Source organism: Phocaeicola massiliensis B84634 = Timone 84634 = DSM 17679 = JCM 13223 (assembly GCF_000382445.1).
GTDB classification, from domain to species: Bacteria; Bacteroidota; Bacteroidia; order Bacteroidales; family Bacteroidaceae; genus Phocaeicola; species Phocaeicola massiliensis.
Window position 1 is genome coordinate 1,985,699 of record NZ_KB905472.1, and the last position, 20,123, is coordinate 2,005,821.

Here is a 20,123-nt window from a genome sequence, read left to right on the forward strand (position 1 = left end):
CGGACATTTTTATTTTATCGGCTGAAAAACAGCCGATAAAATTGTCGTAGCGGAAAATAGAATGGTTACAACCATATGAAATGGCAATTGTGCATATAGCTACGCATAATAAATAGCATTCTCAATTCAAGCTATTGTTAATATACAGGCTTATAATACAGGTCTGTGCTTCTTTATTTTGCCATTATATCAAATAATTACTTTACAAATAAGTTATGTCACCAGCTGACAGAACTTGTTGTATTTTATCATGTTGAACAATGAATTATACATATAAAAACATATGGCTCATCAACTTTCCGGTTATGATGAGCATCCTTATCGAACAACTTATTAATATAACTGATGCTATCTTCTTAGGTCATGTTGGTGAAATAGAATTAGGAGCATCCGCACTCACCGGAAGCTGGTATCTTGCCATTTATATGCTCGGTTTCGGATTCAGTATAGGTTTACAGGTTGTCATTGCACGGCGTAATGGCGAGCAGCAATATTCAGAAACAGGTAGGGCATTCTTTCAAGGATTACTTTTTCTGTCGGGTTTAGCAGTTCTACTATGCAGTATTTCGAAAACAATATCTCCCATGATTCTGAGCAATCTGATTGCATCTGAGAAAGTATATTTTGCTGTTATTGATTATCTGGACTGGCGCATTTGGGGATTAATGTTTTCTTTTCCTTTTCTTGCATTGCGATCTCTCCTGGTCGGTATCACACTTACAAAACCTCTTAACAAAGCTGCCTTTACTGCCGTATTGGTGAATATACCTTGTAATTGGCTTCTCATATTTTATTTCGATATGGGAATAGCCGGTGCTGCAATAGCATCTTCATTTGCAGAATTATGCTCATTGATAATATTGTCAATCCATGTTTTACGAAAAATGGATAGAAAGGTTTATGGTCTGAACTGGAAATTTGATAAAAACATATTCCATCATGTCTGTTGTGTTTCTATCTGGAGTATGTTCAATCCATTTATTGGAGTAGCCTCATGGTTCGCCTTCTTCGTAGCCATTGAGCATTTGGGAGAATTAGAACTGGCAGCAACAAATGTCATACGCAGTATATCCACCTTTTTTTTCGTCATTGTCAATTCACTGGCAGCAACTACCGGCTCATTGGTAAGTAATCTGTTGGGAGCAGGACAAAAGAATCAGGTTTTCCCGTTATGTAACCGGGTTATCCGTTTAGGGTATTCCGTGGGAATCCCACTTATTATCCTTTTTATAATCTGTTTCAATCCGCTTTTCAAAATTTATTCTGGTAATGAGAGCCTGATACAAATAGCACGGCTGCCATTTACAGTAGCCCTGTTGAATTATGCTTTTGCCTTACCTGGTTATGTATATATGAACGCCGTCACCGGGACAGGTGCCACACGTACAACCTTCATTTTTCAGACTGTAATCATTATAGCCTATCAGATTTATTTATGGGCGATAAGCTATTTCAGCACATCCCTGTCTATATATTGGACAGCAGAATATTTATATGTGATATTGCTTGGAGGACTTTCCATTATCTATCTAAAATGCAAAAACTATTAATCGTTTGAATCCCATGATGAAAAAAATATATCCTCGTACAGGAGATACACAGACTGTTTACCTAAATGCTGTTGTAAAAGACCCGTCTATTGAAGTCGGCGATTATACGATCTATAATGATTTTGTATCCAATCCGCTACTTTTTGAACAGAATAATGTACTGTATCATTATCCAATCAATCACGAGCGATTGATAATAGGTAAATTCTGCTCCATTGCTTGCGGCACAAAGTTTCTGTTCAATTGTGCCAACCATACATTAAAATCTCTATCAACCTATACATTCCCTTTGTTTTATGAGGATTGGAATTTGGAGAAATCCAATGTTTCAGATGCATGGGATAACAAAGGAGATATCATAATAGGTAATGATGTATGGATAGGTTATGAAGCAATTATAATGGCTGGGGTACATATCGGAGATGGAGCAATCATTGCCACCCGAGCTGTTGTCACTAAAGACATACCACCTTATACCATAGTAGGCGGTATTCCTGCCAACCCGATCAGGAAGCGTTTCAGCGATGATATTATTCAAAAATTGGAAATACTGAAATGGTGGGACTGGCCTATTGAAAAAATCCATCAAAAATTACCTTACATTCTCAATGGTGACATCAGCAACTTATTTGATAATAGAAAGTAAAGAATTGTCCAAATTTAAAACCTAAAAGAGTGTAATTCGCAGGGAAACACTCTTTTAGGTATTGGGAATCAATTCATCAGGTGATCATTTGCAAAAATATATCCTATTTGGTCAGAATTTATCCCGGTTACTCCTATTTCCACGTCAATATTGGTATGCAAGTATCCATATATACAGGCATCAGTCCTATCGCCCTAATGGTACGCAACTTCCACCTGGTAGGCAAATGATAGGTAACCACCACGATATGGTTTGCTATACTTTTCTCGATTTTTTTGCAGATAAAGTCAAGAGGCCTCGTACATCCGGTTGAACTCCTCCACCTGCAACAGCTTCCCGTCAAACTTAATCTGACGGAAGTCGTTCATACCTTTCCACACAAAATACTCATCATCCGGGTTGATATGTGATCAAAACATAGTCAGAACAAAATCAGCATCATTGATGCGGAATATATAGAGAATTATTAGAAATCAAATTGATTTACAATTTCTTTAGTATGCACAATTTTCAATGTATCCTTCCTGTTCATACACCCTACCATAGTGATGAATCATTTCAACCAACCCATTCAAACGTGAATCTATAATATTCAGATTTTTATATCTAAGATATTGAGTATCATACAGTCCCGCATTTCCAGATTTCAACCTCTCTTCTATATCTTCAGGAATAAGGAAACCTGCTCTGTCGCCCAAAAATTTATAAAACTCTGACTGATATATACATATACCTGCCAGATCAAAATCTCCGAAATGTATATATCTATTAGGAATTTTGATAAGCCATTCCCTTAAATCCGCCGACTGAGGGTATCTGGAGACAAACAAAACTTTATTATCTCCAAACAGATATTTCTGACTCCGTATACGACAGAAGTTTTCACCATTTTCCACTCCCACCACTATCACGTCTGACGGTATATAAAATTCATCGGGGTTTTGTATGAAAACAGCACTTCCTTCCGGAGGGGATATAACAAACTCACTATTCCTTATTCTTGCATGAATAGGTTCGTAACAGTTGACAAGAAAACCCCTGAAAGTTCGAAGCTTTACAGTTTTGGAGTCGCCGGTTTCCTGCACAAGCGTACTGCGCTGCAAGTCTTTGTTATCGCCAGAAAAGATTTCAATCCATCTTTCGAGAGAAGTGCCGGATGTATAATTATCTGAAATATATCTGCTGAATGCCACAGAATCCGTAAGGCGATAGGAAATTCTGCTGCCACTGGTTATTCCGGTTATAAGACCCTCTATCCTAAATTCATCAACTATCCATCGCGGAAGTGAGCTTGAAGGAAGAGTTCTTCCTTCAAGCATATAAAGCAACTTTTTTGCAATAGATATTGTAAATCGTTTTTTGTTTATATCCATATTATTACAAGACATTTTTATTTCCGTGTAAGCAATGACACCACCCTTGTATTGCTTTTCGCATCTTTGCTTAACAGATAAGTATATTTATAATCCTCAACATTATAAGTGGTAGGCGAACTGTTGATAAGTAATATGTTGCGGCAATTGGCAAATTCAAGTATGCCTTTCACATTATTAGGATGCAACTTACCGATTTCATCCATCATACAATGCACCTTGAAATCTCCGAATTTCCTTGAGACTTTTTCCTTGAAAACATTGATAAGCATGATGTTCACCATAGCCTTAACCAGTATGTCTGTACCATCGGAACCTACATTCGCTATTTTCTCTACCCAGCCTGTGTCGTTATCATTTTCGATAATGCGGAACTGCAGATTAAAGGTATCAGAAACGACAAGACTCTTTCTGGAAGGCTCATCCTTTAGCAGTTTGCTGAAAGCATTAAGATATTTTACAGCCCTGAGATTCACGTTCTCGCGCGAATCCTGTGAGAATAAGTCCATTCCACCCATGTTGAAGGTGTTCTCATCATTGAAATTCTTTATTTCTATAAGAAGCTGCATAAGCTTGTCGTTACTCGGCAAAGGCCTGAGTTCGATACTGCGGATAACTCCTGCGAAATTACGTTTGACAAAATCGTCATTAATATCTTTAATGGTCTTATTAATAAGACTTTCGCTTTGGGTAAGTTCTCCTGTTTCCTTTGATATGCGTCTTATTATGTTTACGTACCTTTCACTTATGCGGTTCTGGTATTCGGTAATTTTATTGTTTTCCACAAACTCACATAAATTGGATGCAAAATCCATGTAATCGGAATCACACGACAATGACTGAGGGAAACTGAAAGTATTTCTTGCAGTAAAATTACTGTTAAACAGATTGATCGATTTCTTGAAATTCTCAGTATCCTTGCCAAGAGAAACAATCAGACTTTTCAGCTCTTCCACTATCTTACCGCAAGGTTTATTGGTAGGAAGTTCTTCGGGAGTGTACGACTCCGGCGGACAGAAGCCTTCATCTTTGCGGAAATTCTCAAGAACGGAAAGATCGTTCTTTATGGCATCACGTTCGGCTGTCTTTTCCTTTATACTGTTTTTTACAGTTTCATACTGACCGGTGAGCTTGTTTTTCCGCAATGCGTATTTTTCTTCAAGCTCATCTAAATGCATCTCATTGTTCTTCTTGTTGTCGCGCAACTCCGGCTCACGATCAAACAGTTCTCTCTTATCTTTTTCATAATTCCACACAAACGACTGTTTTTGCGATATATAATCCAACTCAGACTTTATAGCATCAATTTTTGATTTATAGGAATTTATAACCGATGTATCAGCTCCCTTACCGTTTAACTCCTCATTCTGCAACTTGTGAAGTTCTTTTTTTCTGTTATCCATATCCATACGCCGGTCGGACAGTTCCTTGTGTACTGCCTGTATCTCAACATCAACAGCACTGCGTTCTTTCTTTTCCGCCTTTCTCTGCTCGTCAGAAATCTGAAGAATCCGCTTTTCCCTTTCCTGTTTCAGAAGTTCTTCATTGTTACAACATTTTTGTCTTTCCTTTTCCTTGCCTCCAATAAATGTTTCTATCTCCTCAATCCTGTTTCTTTTCCACTCCGATTCTTTGCGTTCCCATGAAGCCTGTTCTGCCTTAATATTCTTTATCTGAAGAGGATATTGCTGTAACTGGATTTCAAGAAGATGCCTTTCGCCCGATATGGCTGAAATCTGTTTTCTGTACTTATTCTTTATCTCTTCAGTACGCTTTGTTTTTTCTTCATTCAGAAGGCTTATTTTTCTCGTATATTCATCTCTTTCGGAAGATTTGGCCTTAAATTCAGCTTTAAGCTGTTCCGGGGAGCGTAACTCACGCTGCACTTCAGCTAAATTAATTTTTACGCCATAGAAAGAGCTTTCCCCATCGGTTGAGAGTTCAGGAGAAAGATTCTGATTATAGAGTATAAGTTTTTCATCGGCAATCTTACCTATACTTTCCTGCCATCCTGACCTGTTCTTGTCGAGCCACTCGCAAAAAGAGCCTTTGCTGTTGTTTATCAGGACATTCAACGATTCTATTTCTGTGTCCACCTGTTTCCTGCAGCGTAAAATCTCATCAATTTTCGCATCATACTCTTTTTCAACTACCATAGTTTCCGCATCCGACTTCTGTCTAAGGCGGTCGCACTCCAACTTCAGACGGTCGACTTTCACAGCGGTATCCTTTTCTTCGGAAGATATGTTTCTCAACCGTTCCTCACAGTCACCTATCTCCTCCTTGAAATGAACAGTACACTCAACCCTTGTTTTCTGTTGTTTCCAGTTGGATATTTCTTCCAGCAACTGCTCCTTGCTGTCGGCTAGTGTTTTAAGTTTCTCTTCATAAACAGAGCGTATTTCTTCAGTCTGACTGTTGCTTTTCTTTGTCAATTCTGAAATCCTTTTACCAAGTTCATCTTTAAGGCATAATACCCTTTTGTTGATTTCATTCTCAAATCTTGCAAGATCGGCATCAATGCCCTGTTCCATCAAAGAGTATTTGCTTATTACATCCCGGTATGTACTCGTGAGTTCATTATATACCTTATTCAGAGACTCCAGTTCGTATTTCAGTGCCGGTTCCCTATTTACTCTTGATATAACCTCATCAATGTGTTCCTGTTCATAATATTTACGCTTTTCCCTTATCTTCTTAAGGTCAGATTCTATAATGCCGCTTAACTTTACAAGTTTGTCGCGCTCACTGTCAAACTTGTATTTTTCTTCCCCAAGTAAACGTGTAAATCGTTCGGCTTCCTCTTTAAGTTGCAGAAGCAGTTCCTCCAATTCGGGAAATTTCAGACGTGCCACCCTTTCAGAGTAGTTGAGCTGCTGTCTTCCGTTTTTAATCTGCTTTTCAGCAAACAAAAGCATTCTATAACCTTTTATTACTGTATCGGCCTGTTTTCTGACAGGTACCACACCATTCTTATCCTGCTTTATCCACAACATTACATCGGAATATTCCTGTTCGAAAGTCTCTATCTGATTCCGATAATAACTCAGGTCGACAACAAACTCATTATCATCCATTGACTGTATGATGGTATCCTTGATAAAATCGGCATCAAGCTTTGAGTTAAGGAATACATTCTGAATTGTACGCGGTATATTCTGATATCGCGAACTCTCTACAATTGCATACTTACGGAACTGAAGCAAATCCGGCTTTCTGTTGTTGCCGAATATTATATCACGAAACATATCATAGCCTGTAACCAGCGACGACACATTTGCACCCAATTCCGACACTCTTGTACGAATCACACTCCAGTCGGCCGAGACCTCGTTTTTGCCGTCAACAAACCACTCCTTACTATATGGAGCATCAATAAAGCGGAAAGCAGCCCTGCCCATCGACTTTGTTACAACTATGGTATAAGCACCGTTTTCGCGCATTACTTCATAAACTATATATGAGTTGGCAAACGGAAGATAGAAAGAATCAAAATTTTTCTTTTCTTTCGGTATACCCAATCTGAGTTTGTCTGCATTATAGAAAAACAAGACAGCCCGCAGAAGGGTACTTTTACCTACTCCCTGAGTACCAATAAAATGTACATTGCCGTCCAGCTTCACTTCAGCATACGGTACATGTGCGCTGTTCAGAAATATTATCTTATTGAGATATCTCATCGTTCATTTCCTCCGATATTGTTATGCAGTCCACCAAATCCTCCATATAGTGAAATGCCGTTAATACTTTATAAGTGTTATCATGTTCATTCTCAAGTTCTATCATTCCTGCCTTTTCAAGTTCAGAAACAAGTTTCTCCACAACCTCATTATATTTCTTCTTATCCTGAAACAGTTTGGAAGCCTTATCCTTCAGTTCCATCTGGCAACTTATCTGAACTTCAATGTCTGCCGGACGGAACTTAAATCCGGGACCGAATGTAGCATCATACGTTTTAAGGAAACTAAGGTAGTCTATCCACTTCATAACTGCTTCAAGTTTGCGTTCGAGGTCGACTTTCGCCTCCTGACGGGTAAACATATAATATCCGTCACCACCTTCGAGATAAAAACCAATACCTTTATAATATTCGTAATAGTCGGTCAAATCCTCTTCTATGGCATCATAGTATCGTTTTATTGCAGGAGAAACGCTATTTGCAGAAATAAATCCGCCCTTACTCAATATATTGAATATTTCTTCTGTATATTTCATGCTTATTCTGATTATGTAATTATCGGAAATTATCTAGAGTTATTTGGAATATATCAAAGGATATTCCACGTCATAACTTGTTTCATACTTGTCGGTGAAATTCAGTCCTTCGGCATACTGCGATGCTATCTGGCAGAAAAACAAGATTCTGTCGTCTGTGCTCAGTTGCTTATGATAATTGTAGCTCATTACAAACTTAAACAGATGACTGCTTGATGCCGAGAAAGCATTATAAATTTCCTGTAAATTTATCTGGTCAAGAACTTCACCTTCTGTTTTCATATATTCCTGCGGTATAGCATCGGCCATATTCTTAGGACCTTTAGCCCGGTTCTTCCTTTTTGATATGATTTTTCTTATTATTTCCAATGCCACGGCAGAAGTACGCAGGTTATCTACCGACAACTTTATCCTGTAATTTGCCTGAGGCTCCATCCATACAGGATTTCTCATACTGACAACCTGACGTATATCAGTTTTTTCTTCCAGAAGGAACTGGTCACGAAAGTATTTCAAACGTCGAACTTTCTCGAATATCCTGTTCTGATAAGCTATAAGATTCAGGTAATGAATAATCTGTTTTTCTATCTCTATAAGATTATGATAAGAATCATTAAGCTGAAGTTTCACGTCATTCACCACTATACGCATCTGAGTGTCCATGGCAACTCTGAAAAACACAGGCTGAGTGTTATCTATTATATCTTCACTCCTGTTGATGAGAAGCGCGATGTTCTTGCGTTTTTCATCAAGATTCTTCAGTTTTGAAAGCTTTACACGATAGTTTGGTTCGTTCTTGTAAGTATTATCAATGTTGCGCTTCAAGTCTATCACATTACGCACCGTTATCATTGCGATATTTTTCAGACACCGCCTTACCTCTTTGTGATAATTATATTTCCGCTGTTCATTATCTTCTTTAAGGTAATAATCTATATTTTCATTCAGACACCTCAGATAATCATCAACAAACGAAACATTTATGTTCTCATTGACTTGTAAAACATCCTCGAAGAATTTAAGATATACATCCTCCATTTCAAGGAAATTTCCGCTATCTCTTATCATTCCGTAGTCAATGAGATATTTAATTCTTTCCTCTTTATATTCCGTGAGTTCGAGTGCATAATCATATTTCAGGGAAGCTGAAGGTCTTTTTTGAAACATCTGTTTCAGCAGAAGTTTCTCTCTTTCAAGTACACGCAAAAGCTCATCAATAGATTTAAAGGTATTCATAGTTCAAGTGTTATAAGAATTACTACTGAAAGGCATCATATTTATCCCTGCCATTGTAGCAAGTTCATAGTAAGACATCTCCAATTCTGCCGAGCTGTATGGCGAATTACCCAATTTGATCAGATAGTAATCAAATTCCTCTAATCCGGAAATCTGCCCGACCACTTTCAACAACACAATAAATGTTGACAACAAAATATTGCCTGCTGTACCATTCTCGAATTTGTGGATGGTTGTAAGTCCGATACCGGATTGCTCAGAAACATCTTTCTGAGTAAGATTGCAACGAATTCTATATTCTTTAAATCCGTTACCCAATAACCTTACAAGCTCAGGCGTGGAGTATTCATAGAAATCTACCATATGAGCCACATTTATATATCATTATATTAAAAAAGTTACGTATATTGTTGAGAATCAACAAATTCTTATATATAAAAATGAAAAGACCAAGCTCTTTTTTCAACTAATTCTTTATAGTAAAAACTAATTCAAAGAACGGAACTCATTAGGGGTACACCCCGTCATCCGTTTAAACATCCGGCTTAAATGTTGCGGATATTGAAACCCTAATTCGTAAGCAATCTCACTTGTTGTTTTGTCCGTACCAAGCAGAGTCTCTTTAGCCCGCTCAATCAATTTCTTTTGGATATATTCCGAAGCGGTCTGTCCGGTCTGTTTCTTTATCATATCTCCAAAATAATTTGCAGACAAAAACACTTTATCAGCAAAATATTTAACAGTCGGCAAACCTTCCTGCAATGGGGCATCACTGTCGAAATACTCATCCAGCAAGCGTTCGAAACGAACTATAACATCTTTATTCACCTCTTTACGTGTTACAAACTGACGCTCATAAAAACGCATACAGTAATCGAGTAACAAACCTATATTGGCGCAAATCAACCGACGGCTATGCCTGTCTATGCCATGCTTCAGTTCCGCCTCGATTTTATGAAAACAATCCATGACTGTGCTACGCTCCTCTTCTGAAAGATGTAAAGCCTCACGAATTTCATAAGAAAAAAAAGAATAGTTCTTAATCTCCCCGCCAAGTACCGTTCCCCTTATCAGGTCGGGATGAAACAGAATACCGTGAGCTTTCGGACGGACATTTTTCTGCATCTCGGTCTCTGCTACCTGACCGGGAGCAAAACTGACTATCGTACCTTCCTGATAATCGTAACTCTGACGTCCGTACATGATGTTTCCACAATAGGTATCCTTCAGATAAAGAGCATATACCCCATAATTAACCTTGAAATGTTCCGGCCAATGCGTTGCCTTCGACAAATCAACGACACTCACCAGAGGATGCCGTGTTTCGAGCCCGAAAAGTTTGTTGTACTTATCTACCTCATCAAGTTTTATAACTTTTTCCATAACCCTTTCTTTGATTTCTTTTGAGCAAAAGTAATTCATTTGAATTGAATTACATACGACTTTATTGCAAAATCGAGGATTCGGGTATGAATATCCGTAATTCATATACAAGCCGGCTTATTTAATCGCAGTAAATTTGCAATCAGAAAATGAATGAGTCTAGTACACTTAGCCAATTTCTCGAAGTTGAGACAGTCTGTGCCTCGGCGTGGAAAGTAGAGGAATACGATGGATATCGGACAGATTCATTTGCCGAAAGTCAAATAGATAAATAAAAAAACAAATCATGGTAAAAACAATTTTAAGTGTTTTTACTCTTAAAACGAGTATGAACAAAATTCTTTTAATTTCTGTATTCAGTATTTTAACACTCAATATTATGGCACAGGAAAAGATAATACAAACGGCAGGACGTACCCAATTGGGAGAGTTCGCCTCCAAATTTGCAGAACTCAATGACGATGTCCTCTTCGGTGAAATATGGAACCGCACTGACAAGCTTGGTTTGCGTGATCGCAGTTTAGTAACCATTACCTCTCTTATCAGTCAGGGCATTACAGATAATTCACTCGTGTTCCATCTTCAGTCGGCAAAAAAGAACGGCATTACTCGCACCGAAATAGCCGAAACCATCACTCATATAGGCTTTTATGCCGGCTGGCCTAAAGCGTGGGCAGCGTTCAATTTAGCTAAAGACGTATGGGCAGAAGATACGACCGGCGAAGATACCAAAACCATTTTTCAGCGTGAAATGATTTTTCCCATCGGCGAACCGAATACGGCATACGAAAAATATTTTATCGGGAACAGCTATCTCTCTCCCATTTCACGCAATCAAATGCATATTTCCAACGTCACCTTCGAACCTCGTTGTCGTAACAACTGGCATATCCACAAAGCCACGAAAGGCGGCGGACAGATACTTATCGGCATAGCCGGACGCGGTTGGTATCAAGAAGAAGGCAAAAACGCTGTAGAAATTCTGCCCGGGACAATCATTCATATCCCTGCCAACGTGAAACATTGGCACGGAGCAGCAACCGACAGTTGGTTTGCTCATTTAGCTTTCGAGGTTCCCGGAGAAAAAACTTCTAACGAATGGCTTGAAGCGGTGACGGATGAAGAGTATAATAAACTTGAACAGGATAAGTAATGACCTCTGCTACCTCTGTTTTATTCTCTTTAATGTGTTACAAAGATTGACGCTCCTTGGCTTCTATTGGGTCGCTTATTATTCTTGGGGATTTAAATATCATATCACAAACAAAGGGAAGAATAAGCCGTTTCCCGGGGTCGGCCAAGGTCTTTTGAACGGAAGATTATTACAGTCTGCGGCAATGGACTGTACGGTCCACTGTAACAGACTGTACGGTCCACTGCAACGGACTATACAGTCCGCTGCCGAAGACTGTAGTAATCCGACGGACAGACAGGCATAACCGAAAGGACGAAAACGCTTGGTCCGACTAATGCAACGACGTAGGAAGCTCAAAAACGCATGCGGGAATTGAAAACCGGAGGAGACAACGTCAGGAGACAGGTGTTTGATTGATATGTGAAATCCTCAAGAATCTGTCCTATTTCTTCCCCTAATATATGGAATTGCCCTGTTGTGATAAAAATAAGAAACATTCAAAATCAAAGTAAAATGAAAAAGATTATATTGATTATTATGAGCTTACTTACCTTCAGTTGCTCATCGAAAGCACAAGAACAGACAATGAATGCAAGCAGACAATCCGAAAAGAAAATCCTCGTAGCCTATTTCTCCTGTACCGGAACTACGGAAAAAGTTGCCAATGCGATTGCCAAAACAGTCAACGGTAAACTTTACCGGATTACCCCGGCTACGGCTTACACTTCTGCAGACCTTGACTGGAATAATAAAACCAGCCGTAGTTCTATAGAAATGAGCGATGAAAATTCACGCCCTGCATTGGGTGGAGAAGCGCTTAACCTGAAAAATTATGATGTGATATTTCTCGGCTATCCGATATGGTGGAATGTATGTCCACGCCCAATCAATACCTTCCTTGAGAAATACGACTTTTCCGGAAAAGCCATCATCCCGTTCGCTACTTCCGGTAGCAGTTCAATAGCTAACAGTGTAACATTGCTCAAGAAGCTCTATCCCAAAATCAAATGGAAAGAGGGCAGATTGTGTAATGACAATATAAAACAAGCCGAAGATTGGGCTAGACAAATAATCAAATAGCCATATGAAGGGTCTTGCAGCCGGCAAGCTAAAACGACATGATAGCAAATACAGAAAACTATACTTTTTTATCTGTAGTATCGATAATTCAGGAAATAGTATAGGTTGCATTGATTGTACCACTGTCTTTTGATAGCTTTTAGAAAGAACAAGAGAGTGTGTTAAAATAAAAAGATAGGTCATTTTTATTTTAACACACTCCTGTATTTCACATACAATTTGCCGGATGGCATAAGTTAAGATTTCAGCAAAGCTTCTTTATATTTGGCTTTAAACAGTTGATAATCCTTATCATTAAACTGTACCTTCATATTCTCCAATATGCGTTTTTCCGTTTCCGGACTCCAATAAATCTTCAATTTGCTCTTCGCCCGTGTTATGGCTGTATAGAATATATTATGGCTGACCATTTCCTCTATTTCACTTGTAATCACCACCTTCACAGACTCATACTCCAAACCTTGAGCCTTATGAATAGAAATGGCGTATGCCACCTGAAAGGGCACCACATTTTCCACATTATCATTATCGTCATTCCCATCTCCACCCCGACCGACTTTAAATCGAATTACTGATGTCTCGTCAGTTACGGATTCTTTCAGCTCCAAATCAAAACCAATTACATCCAATTCATTCAGAACAGTATAAACCTCTATAGTAAAATAAATACAGTCTTCTTCCTCTTCAATCTGCAAAATCTTACCCTTCAAATTATTGTAAACTAAAGGAGCAAACCGATTTGATTCATTGAACAATACAGGATCTCCCACTTTATAGGACAGTACTCCCCAGTTGATGGAAGGATTAACATTATTGCTCTGTAGAAATTTATTAATATTACTTAAGTTTCGCAAGTAAAGTGTAGCTCCTCAGGCGGCTGGTGTCAGCCTGTCGAAAGCCTGCTTCACAGCTTTGATTTGTTTATCGTTTGATATTACTTGTTCAGTCAGAACCATTGCATCACAGTTAAGTACCTCGGCAATGACGTTTATAACTTCTACAATCAGCAGCCAGATTTTTTCTGCTACTGAAAGTTCAACAGAGTTCTTTGAAATTTCAGCAAAGAGTCCTCCGATAGTTTCGTATGACTCATAGCGTTTGACATAACTGAGAATATTGTATTGCAGTACGCACAATGATATGCCTGCAATCTGTCCGGCGAAGTCTCTGCACTGGTTCTTTCCGAGTTTAAGATTTTGCTTCATCTCTTTGTGAGCCACTTCGATAACCCATCTTCTTGAGTAAAGTCTGAAGGCTTCTTTCGCATCAAGTTTCAAATCCGAGGTAAGCAGAGCATTCCAATTGCCGTTCTTGCCTCTTCTGTAGAAGAACAGGCAGACCTTAATGCTGGAGATTTTAGCAGAGACAGTTGCTGTGTAGTAACCGATTGAGCGGCTATACTTTACGTTCTTGGATTTTTGGAGAGCCTTGATAAGTTCAGGCGCTGTCTTGTTTCCAAGATCTGTCTCATACTTTGTCTTGCCCATCTTTATCATTCCGATAAGGTGGCATCCAAAGTGCCTTGAGACCACGAACTTCAAAAGTTCAGAGCAGGTAAACCAACTGTCAACAAGAAGATAATCGAAACGTACACCCTCTATGATTGAGCGCTTGAGCATGCTGATGGCCGTCTCAATCTTACTTGCAAAATACTCAGCGCTACGCCTGGCAATACGCTCATCCCCTGAGTGTTCCTTACAATAGCGAGCCTCCGTCTGTTTCTTGAATAACCCCTGTGGCTTATCGCTTCGTTTTCCCTCCTCTCCATGGAGAGAAAAGTCAAGGAGAAACTGGGATACACCATCCGTAAAGCAGAGGAACATTGCCTTGAATCCAAGTATAGGCTTCATTTGGGTATGAGAGAATACCTTGCCAATCTTCTCGGTCTTGAATCCGGTCTTCGGAAGGTCTGTATCATCGATGATGACGCATCTGATGTCCGACTTCAATGTCGTTCTGCGTTTCACACGTGAATACAACTGCCTGAAAACCGAGTAGATTATACGTCGCCAATTGATGTTGCCGTCGTTCATGAAACGATAGAACATATCTTTGTGGCAGACAAATATCTTACCCAGGGCAGAAGACGAATAGTTGGCAGCATTCTTAATTGAAAAGAACGGGAACAGAACAAGCAGTTGTAACACCTGAAGACAGGTGAATTTGCAATTCGGATTCTTAACTGACCCGATAACTTTGCTTTGTATCCTTATGCTGTTCATAATGGTTGATATGCTGTTTATTGCCTTGCTGGAGTCATTGTTTGCAAAAAACTCTTGGAGTTCACCGATAATATGTCTATTTTTGTTCATGGCTAAAGGGTGCTATATGTTTGTTTGGCGACATTAATATAGTGATAATCATTGAATTATCAAACTCTTTAGCCTTTTTTTATTACATTATTTGAGTACTTGCGAAACTTGAGTAATATTATTTATACCATAAATACCATCATAATTCAGACAAAGCACAATTTCATCTTCTTCCGTTCTTGAAAAGATAGATTCATCCAATGTAGATGACAGACCATTCCTTGTGATAAATTCCAGCCTGTCTTCGGTAATCTCGCGCACCTTATTCCATACTTCTATCAATCCTTGAACAGTAGTACGATGTGGACGTGTTAACTCTGCCACAGAATCCTTGGGCATCACTTTATATGCAATATTAAACCAATTTCCGAATAAAATAGATTCAATCTGATATATATCCCCTACCAATACTAATAACTTACATTGAGCTCGTTGTAATACGCGAACCATGTCCCGATTACTTATTGTACTACATTCATCCAAACATAAAATATCGCAATCATTTGAAACATCCTTTGAAAGAAATTTTGTAATTGTCACAAATTCAGCATGTTCAGCAGTAACCTTCCGACGCAGGTTCTCAACAGCCGGATTGGTATTGGCCAAGAATATTTTTTGTTTATCTTTAAATAAGGAAGATATATAGTTTATCATCGTAGACTTACCTGTACCTGCCGCCCCATATATAAAAGCAACTTTTGAGTTTTTAAATAAATTCCTCAAAGCATTTTTTTTCTCATCACAATCGATAATCAACCCTGAATTTTTCATCCACAGATCTACTGAATGTGTATAGTTCTTAATACCAGACTCAGCGTATCTTTTTAATTTATAAATAATTTCATAAACATTTTCGTCATATTCTTTGATATAAAAATGATTCTTAAATATCTCTATTCGCGCGTACTGATGCCTGTGATATAACACATTATTGTACTTTTCCGCCAATTCTTCCGGATTTTTAAAACCTACTATATCAGCCTTCGAAGTATAAAGAATCCCTCTTTGCTCCGTATTGTTTTTAATCAGTCTTGCAAATAATTCGTGAGTCCGTTCTGAAGAATCTATGCAATCCAATAAATCTGCAATGGGCGGATTATGATTTACCAAAGAAAAATTAAATGGGATATTGTTAAATGGAACACATTGAACCTTTAAATACAGATTAGACAATAATGAACAAGGAATTTTATACAACTGATTCTTTATAATTTTATTATTCAACCTGTAAAGCAAGTATCTAATCACATTAACTCCCTGAGATTGATTCTGAATAATATTTCTGCATCGTCTTAAAAGCTCACTTATCCACAAACGTCGAGCTTCTCTTTGCAAAATACCTTCAAAATGTTCATAATACGTATCAGACAAGTCTAACAACTCCACTATATTCATACGTGTAACCGTCAGATAGTTCATGAGATTAACATATTCTTTTATTTCCTGACAATTGATATCATAACCGAATATCTTTGAAAAATTCTTTATCTCACAATATCTAATAGACACTTGCCAATCAACAATTATGATAATAGGCATATTCCTTGTCAGTACTTTGATAGAAGTTTCAATCCAATGAAGCTCTACGGCATAATAATCTGACAACTCCAAATGAGTAAAAGCAATTATTCTATCAAATTTACTTGATTTATCATGAGCAGGAATAAATGTTACCTCATAATAAATTTTATTTTCCACTATAATTGTTCGTATCTTTTCTATATAAAACCTACCATGATGAACATTAGTGGATAATGCCGCCCTATGCTCTATAGCTTGTGCAATAGCTTTATAATATAAAGTAAATGTTTTATCTGTATTCAAAGGAAACTGACTCAAATTCGCCAAAAGCTTCATACCGAATTTCTCTTTCATTAGAATTCGGATACGCAACAGATATTCATAATACTTCAACATCAATCTTTCGGAGCTATCAGGATCTAACGTATAATGAGAAACTGAGATTTGCAACAGCTTATGAAATTGACTTAAAAAACGATATTCTCCCTGCAGCGCTTTTACATAACTACAAGCAACCCGAATGGTATCATAGTCCTTCCTTTGAGGTTCTCCACCCAAAGAAATGTAGACTTTCACAAAAATATTCTCTACAAAATTACGTAATTGAGATAATATGTTTTGTGACAATAAACCTCTTTGCTCAGTAGTAAAAGATTCAATATTTCTACAAATCACATCATCACATGCATATATAGCTTTATTTACATCAAACATAGTATATTCCTTTTTTATATGTTATTCAATGTAATATTTAAATTGCAATATAGTAATAATTTTCTATATATGGCAATTTAACAACATGGATATCTGATAATTTGTATTACTAATCAGTTTTCGGTTGTTTCGGGAGCTCGAAGTTGCCAAAAAGCTACGGCAGCAGCTGCCGCCACATTAAGTGAATCCACTCCATGCGCCATAGGGATGCGGACCACATAATCTGCTTCGACAATTGTTTCTTGAGAAAGCCCCTCTCCTTCAGTACCCATCACAATAGCCAGCCTAGGTTCGGCTGCCAGAGAAGGGTGATCTATAGAAATAGAATTTTCCGTCAGTGCCATGGCAGCAGTCCTGAATCCCAACCATCTCAAATCACGAATCGTACCATCCATCCATGCCCAAGGTATCAAAAAGACAGACCCCATAGACACTCTTACCGCGCGACGATTCAATGGATCACAAGAATTGCGAGTCAACAATACAGCATCGATCCCAAGAGCTGCCGCTGAACGGAAAATAGCTCCTACATTGGTACTATCTACTACACCGTCAATAACAACAATGCGTCGGGCATTCCGGCAAACCTCTTCCACACTCCGGAATACAGGCCGATACATAGCACATAACACACCACGTGTCAAAACATATCCCGTCAATGTCGCCAATAGTTCCCGATCACCCGTATAGACGGGCACATCACCACAACGCTCGATAACCTTGGCTGCATCACCTGTAATATGTTTTCGCTCACACAAAAGTGCAATAGGTTCATACCCAGCATCCAGAGCTCTACTGATAACATTGGGGCTTTCAGCTATAAACAAACCTTTACCAGATTCCGTTTGTCGACGCAGCTGAGCTTCTGTAAGTGTGCAAAAAATCTCTACACCGGGATGTTCCAAAGAAGATATTTCGATAACAGGCATATATTTCTATATTTTTAAATTCACTATATTTTTATTTTTGGTTTACGCTCTCCGTTACAGCAGCTTTTTCCGTTACAGCAACTTTTATTACTCCATCTTCCTTATTTTCAAAAAGACGATACGCCTCTTCTATCCGATCTAACGGGAAACGATGTGTAATAAGGGGAGTAGTATCTATTTTTCCCTCTTCTATTAAATGCAGAATCGTAACACAATCACAACCATCTACACCTCCGGTCTTAAAAATCAGATTCTTGCCATACATATCCGGCAAAGGTAAAATTTGAGGACGGTCATAGAGAGCCACAATAGTAACAATAGCATTAGGACGAGCACACTCCCATGCCAGTCGGAAAGTTTCTTCTCCCCCAGCGACTTCCAACACTACATCAGCACCGCCATGAGCACTCTTTTGGAGCACAAAATCCTTACATTTTTCGGGAGTAACAACCTCTACCTGTGGATAATGCTCACGGACAAAATGAATCCTTTCTTCTGCTTTCTCACAGACTATTATACATTGCGGATTCTTTAACATCACAGAAAGCAATGTACAAATTCCCGTAGGTCCCGCACCAATAATAAGAACCGTATCCTCTTCGGTAATCTCTGAAATACGAGCTGCCCAAAATCCGGTAGCAAGGATATCTCCCACAAATAAAGCTTGCTCGTCAGTTACCGTCTCAGGTATAAGACTCAGCCCCTGATCAGCATAAGGTACACGTACGTATTCTGTCTGACCACCATCAATGCGACACCCTAATGCCCAACCTCCATTCGGATCAATACAATTGTTCACATAACCATGTTGACAGAAAAAACATTTACCGCAAAAAGTTTCTACATTAACGACAACCCTATCACCCGGCTTCACCAAAGTGACATCAGCCCCCGTTTGTTCTACAACACCCACCATTTCATGTCCTATTGTGACACCAGGAACCGCACGTGGAACACCTCCATGTTTTATATGCAAATCACTGGTACAAATACTGCTAAGGGTAACACGTACAATAGCGTCACGAGTATCTTTCAACTCAGGTTTCGGCTTCTCTATAAGTTCAAATTTACCCTGTTTAATATAGGTATATGCCAACATAGTTTTTCATTTTTAAAGATTATATAAACAAAAAAAGCCTCCGAATCATTTGACTGACTCGGAGGCTTTCATCAAAAACGGCGGCTACCTACTCTCCCACTGTTACGCAGTACCATCGGCGTGACAAGGCTTAACTTCTCTGTTCGGAATGGGAAGAGGTGGAACCCTTGTGCTATAGCCACCTGAAGAAGGTTGACATATTGATAAGCTGTAACCGTAATTTCATTTCATAGCAACCGCTAAACGTATACAACATCCGGCATATAAAGAAAGTGAACGGGCAATTAGTAATGCTCGGCTTTGATGTCTCCATCTTTACACCTGCATCCTATCAACGTTGTAGTCTACAACGACCCTGAGAAATCTAATCTTGTGGCCGGCTTCGTACTTAGATGCTTTCAGCACTTATCCGATCCAGACTTAGATACCCGGCAATGCACCTGGCGGCACAACCGGTAAACCAGAGGTCTGTCCAACACGGTCCTCTCGTACTAGTGTCAGAGCCACGCAAATTTCATACGCCCACGATAGATAGAGACCGAACTGTCTCACGACGTTCTGAACCCAGCTCGCGTGCCACTTTAATGGGCGAACAGCCCAACCCTTGGGACCTTCTCCAGCCCCAGGATGTGACGAGCCGACATCGAGGTGCCAAACCACTCCGTCGATATGAGCTCTTGGGAGGGATCAGCCTGTTATCCCCGGAGTACCTTTTATCCTTTGAGCGATGTCCCTTCCATGCGGAAACACCGGATCACTATGCTCTAGTTTCCTACCTGCTCGACTTGTTAGTCTCCCAGTCAAGCGCCCTTATGCCATTACACTCTGAGACCGGTTACCAATCGGTCTGAGGGCACCTTTAGAAGCCTCCGTTACACTTTTGGAGGCGACCACCCCAGTCAAACTACCCACCAATCAGTGTCCTCGTAT

At 39.1% G+C, this 20,123-nt stretch carries 16 protein-coding genes, 1 rRNA gene and 3 other annotated features; of the genes, 5 read left to right on the top strand and 12 right to left on the bottom strand.

Features of this window, described 5'->3' with window-relative positions; translation table 11 throughout:
• Window positions 1–260 precede the first annotated feature (260 nt).
• The 3 genes from HMPREF1534_RS10630 (at window position 261) to HMPREF1534_RS20945 (ending at window position 2,426) form a co-directional block, all read left to right on the top strand.
• Window positions 261–1,550: an MATE family efflux transporter gene (locus HMPREF1534_RS10630; RefSeq protein WP_018452656.1), complete on the top strand. Its 1,290-nt coding sequence runs from the start codon at window positions 261–263 to the stop codon at window positions 1,548–1,550.
• A gap of 13 nt (window positions 1,551–1,563) precedes the next feature.
• Window positions 1,564–2,196, top strand: coding sequence for a CatB-related O-acetyltransferase (locus HMPREF1534_RS10625; RefSeq protein ID WP_005939619.1), 633 nt, complete (start codon window positions 1,564–1,566; stop codon window positions 2,194–2,196).
• A 107-nt stretch (window positions 2,197–2,303) separates the two neighbouring features.
• Window positions 2,304–2,426 carry a hypothetical protein gene (locus HMPREF1534_RS20945; RefSeq protein ID WP_258462320.1) on the top strand — a complete coding sequence of 41 codons (123 nt, stop codon included), beginning with the start codon at window positions 2,304–2,306 and terminating at the stop codon, window positions 2,424–2,426.
• 264 nt (window positions 2,427–2,690) lie between these two features.
• Here the strand turns inward: HMPREF1534_RS20945 and HMPREF1534_RS10620 are convergent, their stop codons facing one another.
• The 6 genes from HMPREF1534_RS10620 to HMPREF1534_RS10595 all read right to left on the bottom strand — a co-directional run bounded on the left by HMPREF1534_RS10620 (window position 2,691) and on the right by HMPREF1534_RS10595 (window position 10,403).
• Complete coding sequence (locus HMPREF1534_RS10620) at window positions 2,691–3,569, bottom strand: hypothetical protein (RefSeq protein ID WP_005939621.1); 879 nt, start codon at window positions 3,567–3,569, stop codon at window positions 2,691–2,693.
• A 17-nt stretch (window positions 3,570–3,586) separates the two neighbouring features.
• On the bottom strand, window positions 3,587–7,249 hold the full coding sequence (locus tag HMPREF1534_RS10615; protein ID WP_005939623.1) for an ATP-binding protein: 3,663 nt from the start codon (window positions 7,247–7,249) through the stop codon (window positions 3,587–3,589).
• Window positions 7,233–7,784 (bottom strand): condensin complex protein MksE, encoded by a 552-nt coding sequence (locus tag HMPREF1534_RS10610; protein WP_005939625.1) that lies wholly within the window; start codon window positions 7,782–7,784, stop codon window positions 7,233–7,235. The genes HMPREF1534_RS10615 and HMPREF1534_RS10610 overlap by 17 nt, the downstream gene beginning before the upstream one ends.
• 39 nt (window positions 7,785–7,823) lie before the next feature.
• Window positions 7,824–9,020 carry a hypothetical protein gene (locus HMPREF1534_RS10605; protein WP_005939627.1) on the bottom strand — a complete coding sequence of 399 codons (1,197 nt, stop codon included), beginning with the start codon at window positions 9,018–9,020 and terminating at the stop codon, window positions 7,824–7,826.
• A gap of 3 nt (window positions 9,021–9,023) precedes the next feature.
• Window positions 9,024–9,383 carry a helix-turn-helix domain-containing protein gene (locus HMPREF1534_RS10600; protein WP_005939628.1) on the bottom strand — a complete coding sequence of 120 codons (360 nt, stop codon included), beginning with the start codon at window positions 9,381–9,383 and terminating at the stop codon, window positions 9,024–9,026.
• Window positions 9,384–9,506: 123 nt separating this feature from the next.
• Window positions 9,507–10,403: a helix-turn-helix domain-containing protein gene (locus HMPREF1534_RS10595; protein ID WP_025066940.1), complete on the bottom strand. Its 897-nt coding sequence runs from the start codon at window positions 10,401–10,403 to the stop codon at window positions 9,507–9,509.
• A 328-nt stretch (window positions 10,404–10,731) separates the two neighbouring features.
• Between HMPREF1534_RS10595 and HMPREF1534_RS10590 the strand changes: the two genes are divergently transcribed.
• Together HMPREF1534_RS10590 and HMPREF1534_RS10585 are read left to right on the top strand one after the other, a co-directional pair.
• The gene (locus HMPREF1534_RS10590) at window positions 10,732–11,556 is read left to right on the top strand and encodes a carboxymuconolactone decarboxylase family protein (protein ID WP_081619644.1); all 825 of its coding nucleotides are present in this window, start codon (window positions 10,732–10,734) and stop codon (window positions 11,554–11,556) included.
• Between the two features lie 495 nt (window positions 11,557–12,051).
• Complete coding sequence (locus HMPREF1534_RS10585; protein WP_005939640.1) at window positions 12,052–12,618, top strand: flavodoxin; 567 nt, start codon at window positions 12,052–12,054, stop codon at window positions 12,616–12,618.
• Between the two features lie 236 nt (window positions 12,619–12,854).
• On the opposite strand, the gene HMPREF1534_RS10580 is transcribed toward HMPREF1534_RS10585, so the two are convergent.
• From HMPREF1534_RS10580 to rrf, 6 genes are all read right to left on the bottom strand, one after another.
• Window positions 12,855–13,472 carry an ATP-binding domain-containing protein gene (locus tag HMPREF1534_RS10580; protein WP_005939646.1) on the bottom strand — a complete coding sequence of 206 codons (618 nt, stop codon included), beginning with the start codon at window positions 13,470–13,472 and terminating at the stop codon, window positions 12,855–12,857.
• Window positions 13,473–13,487: 15 nt separating this feature from the next.
• The gene (locus tag HMPREF1534_RS10575) at window positions 13,488–14,930 is read right to left on the bottom strand and encodes an IS4 family transposase (RefSeq protein WP_005936442.1); all 1,443 of its coding nucleotides are present in this window, start codon (window positions 14,928–14,930) and stop codon (window positions 13,488–13,490) included.
• An 87-nt stretch (window positions 14,931–15,017) separates the two neighbouring features.
• Entirely contained in the window at window positions 15,018–17,165 is a 2,148-nt protein-coding gene (locus HMPREF1534_RS10570; RefSeq protein WP_005939650.1) for an AAA family ATPase, read from the bottom strand.
• A 113-nt stretch (window positions 17,166–17,278) separates the two neighbouring features.
• On the bottom strand, window positions 17,279–18,094 hold the full coding sequence (locus HMPREF1534_RS10565; protein WP_005939653.1) for a TrmH family RNA methyltransferase: 816 nt from the start codon (window positions 18,092–18,094) through the stop codon (window positions 17,279–17,281).
• A gap of 31 nt (window positions 18,095–18,125) precedes the next feature.
• The gene (locus HMPREF1534_RS10560) at window positions 18,126–19,193 is read right to left on the bottom strand and encodes an alcohol dehydrogenase (protein ID WP_005939656.1); all 1,068 of its coding nucleotides are present in this window, start codon (window positions 19,191–19,193) and stop codon (window positions 18,126–18,128) included.
• A gap of 75 nt (window positions 19,194–19,268) precedes the next feature.
• Window positions 19,269–19,379: ribosomal RNA gene (rrf, locus tag HMPREF1534_RS10555) — 5S ribosomal RNA — on the bottom strand.
• A gap of 91 nt (window positions 19,380–19,470) precedes the next feature.
• Window positions 19,471–19,714 (bottom strand) — a sequence feature (23S ribosomal RNA rRNA prediction is too short).
• A 19-nt stretch (window positions 19,715–19,733) separates the two neighbouring features.
• Window positions 19,734–19,893: a sequence feature (23S ribosomal RNA rRNA prediction is too short), on the bottom strand.
• Between the two features lie 19 nt (window positions 19,894–19,912).
• Window positions 19,913–20,081, bottom strand: a sequence feature (23S ribosomal RNA rRNA prediction is too short).
• Window positions 20,082–20,123 lie beyond the last annotated feature (42 nt).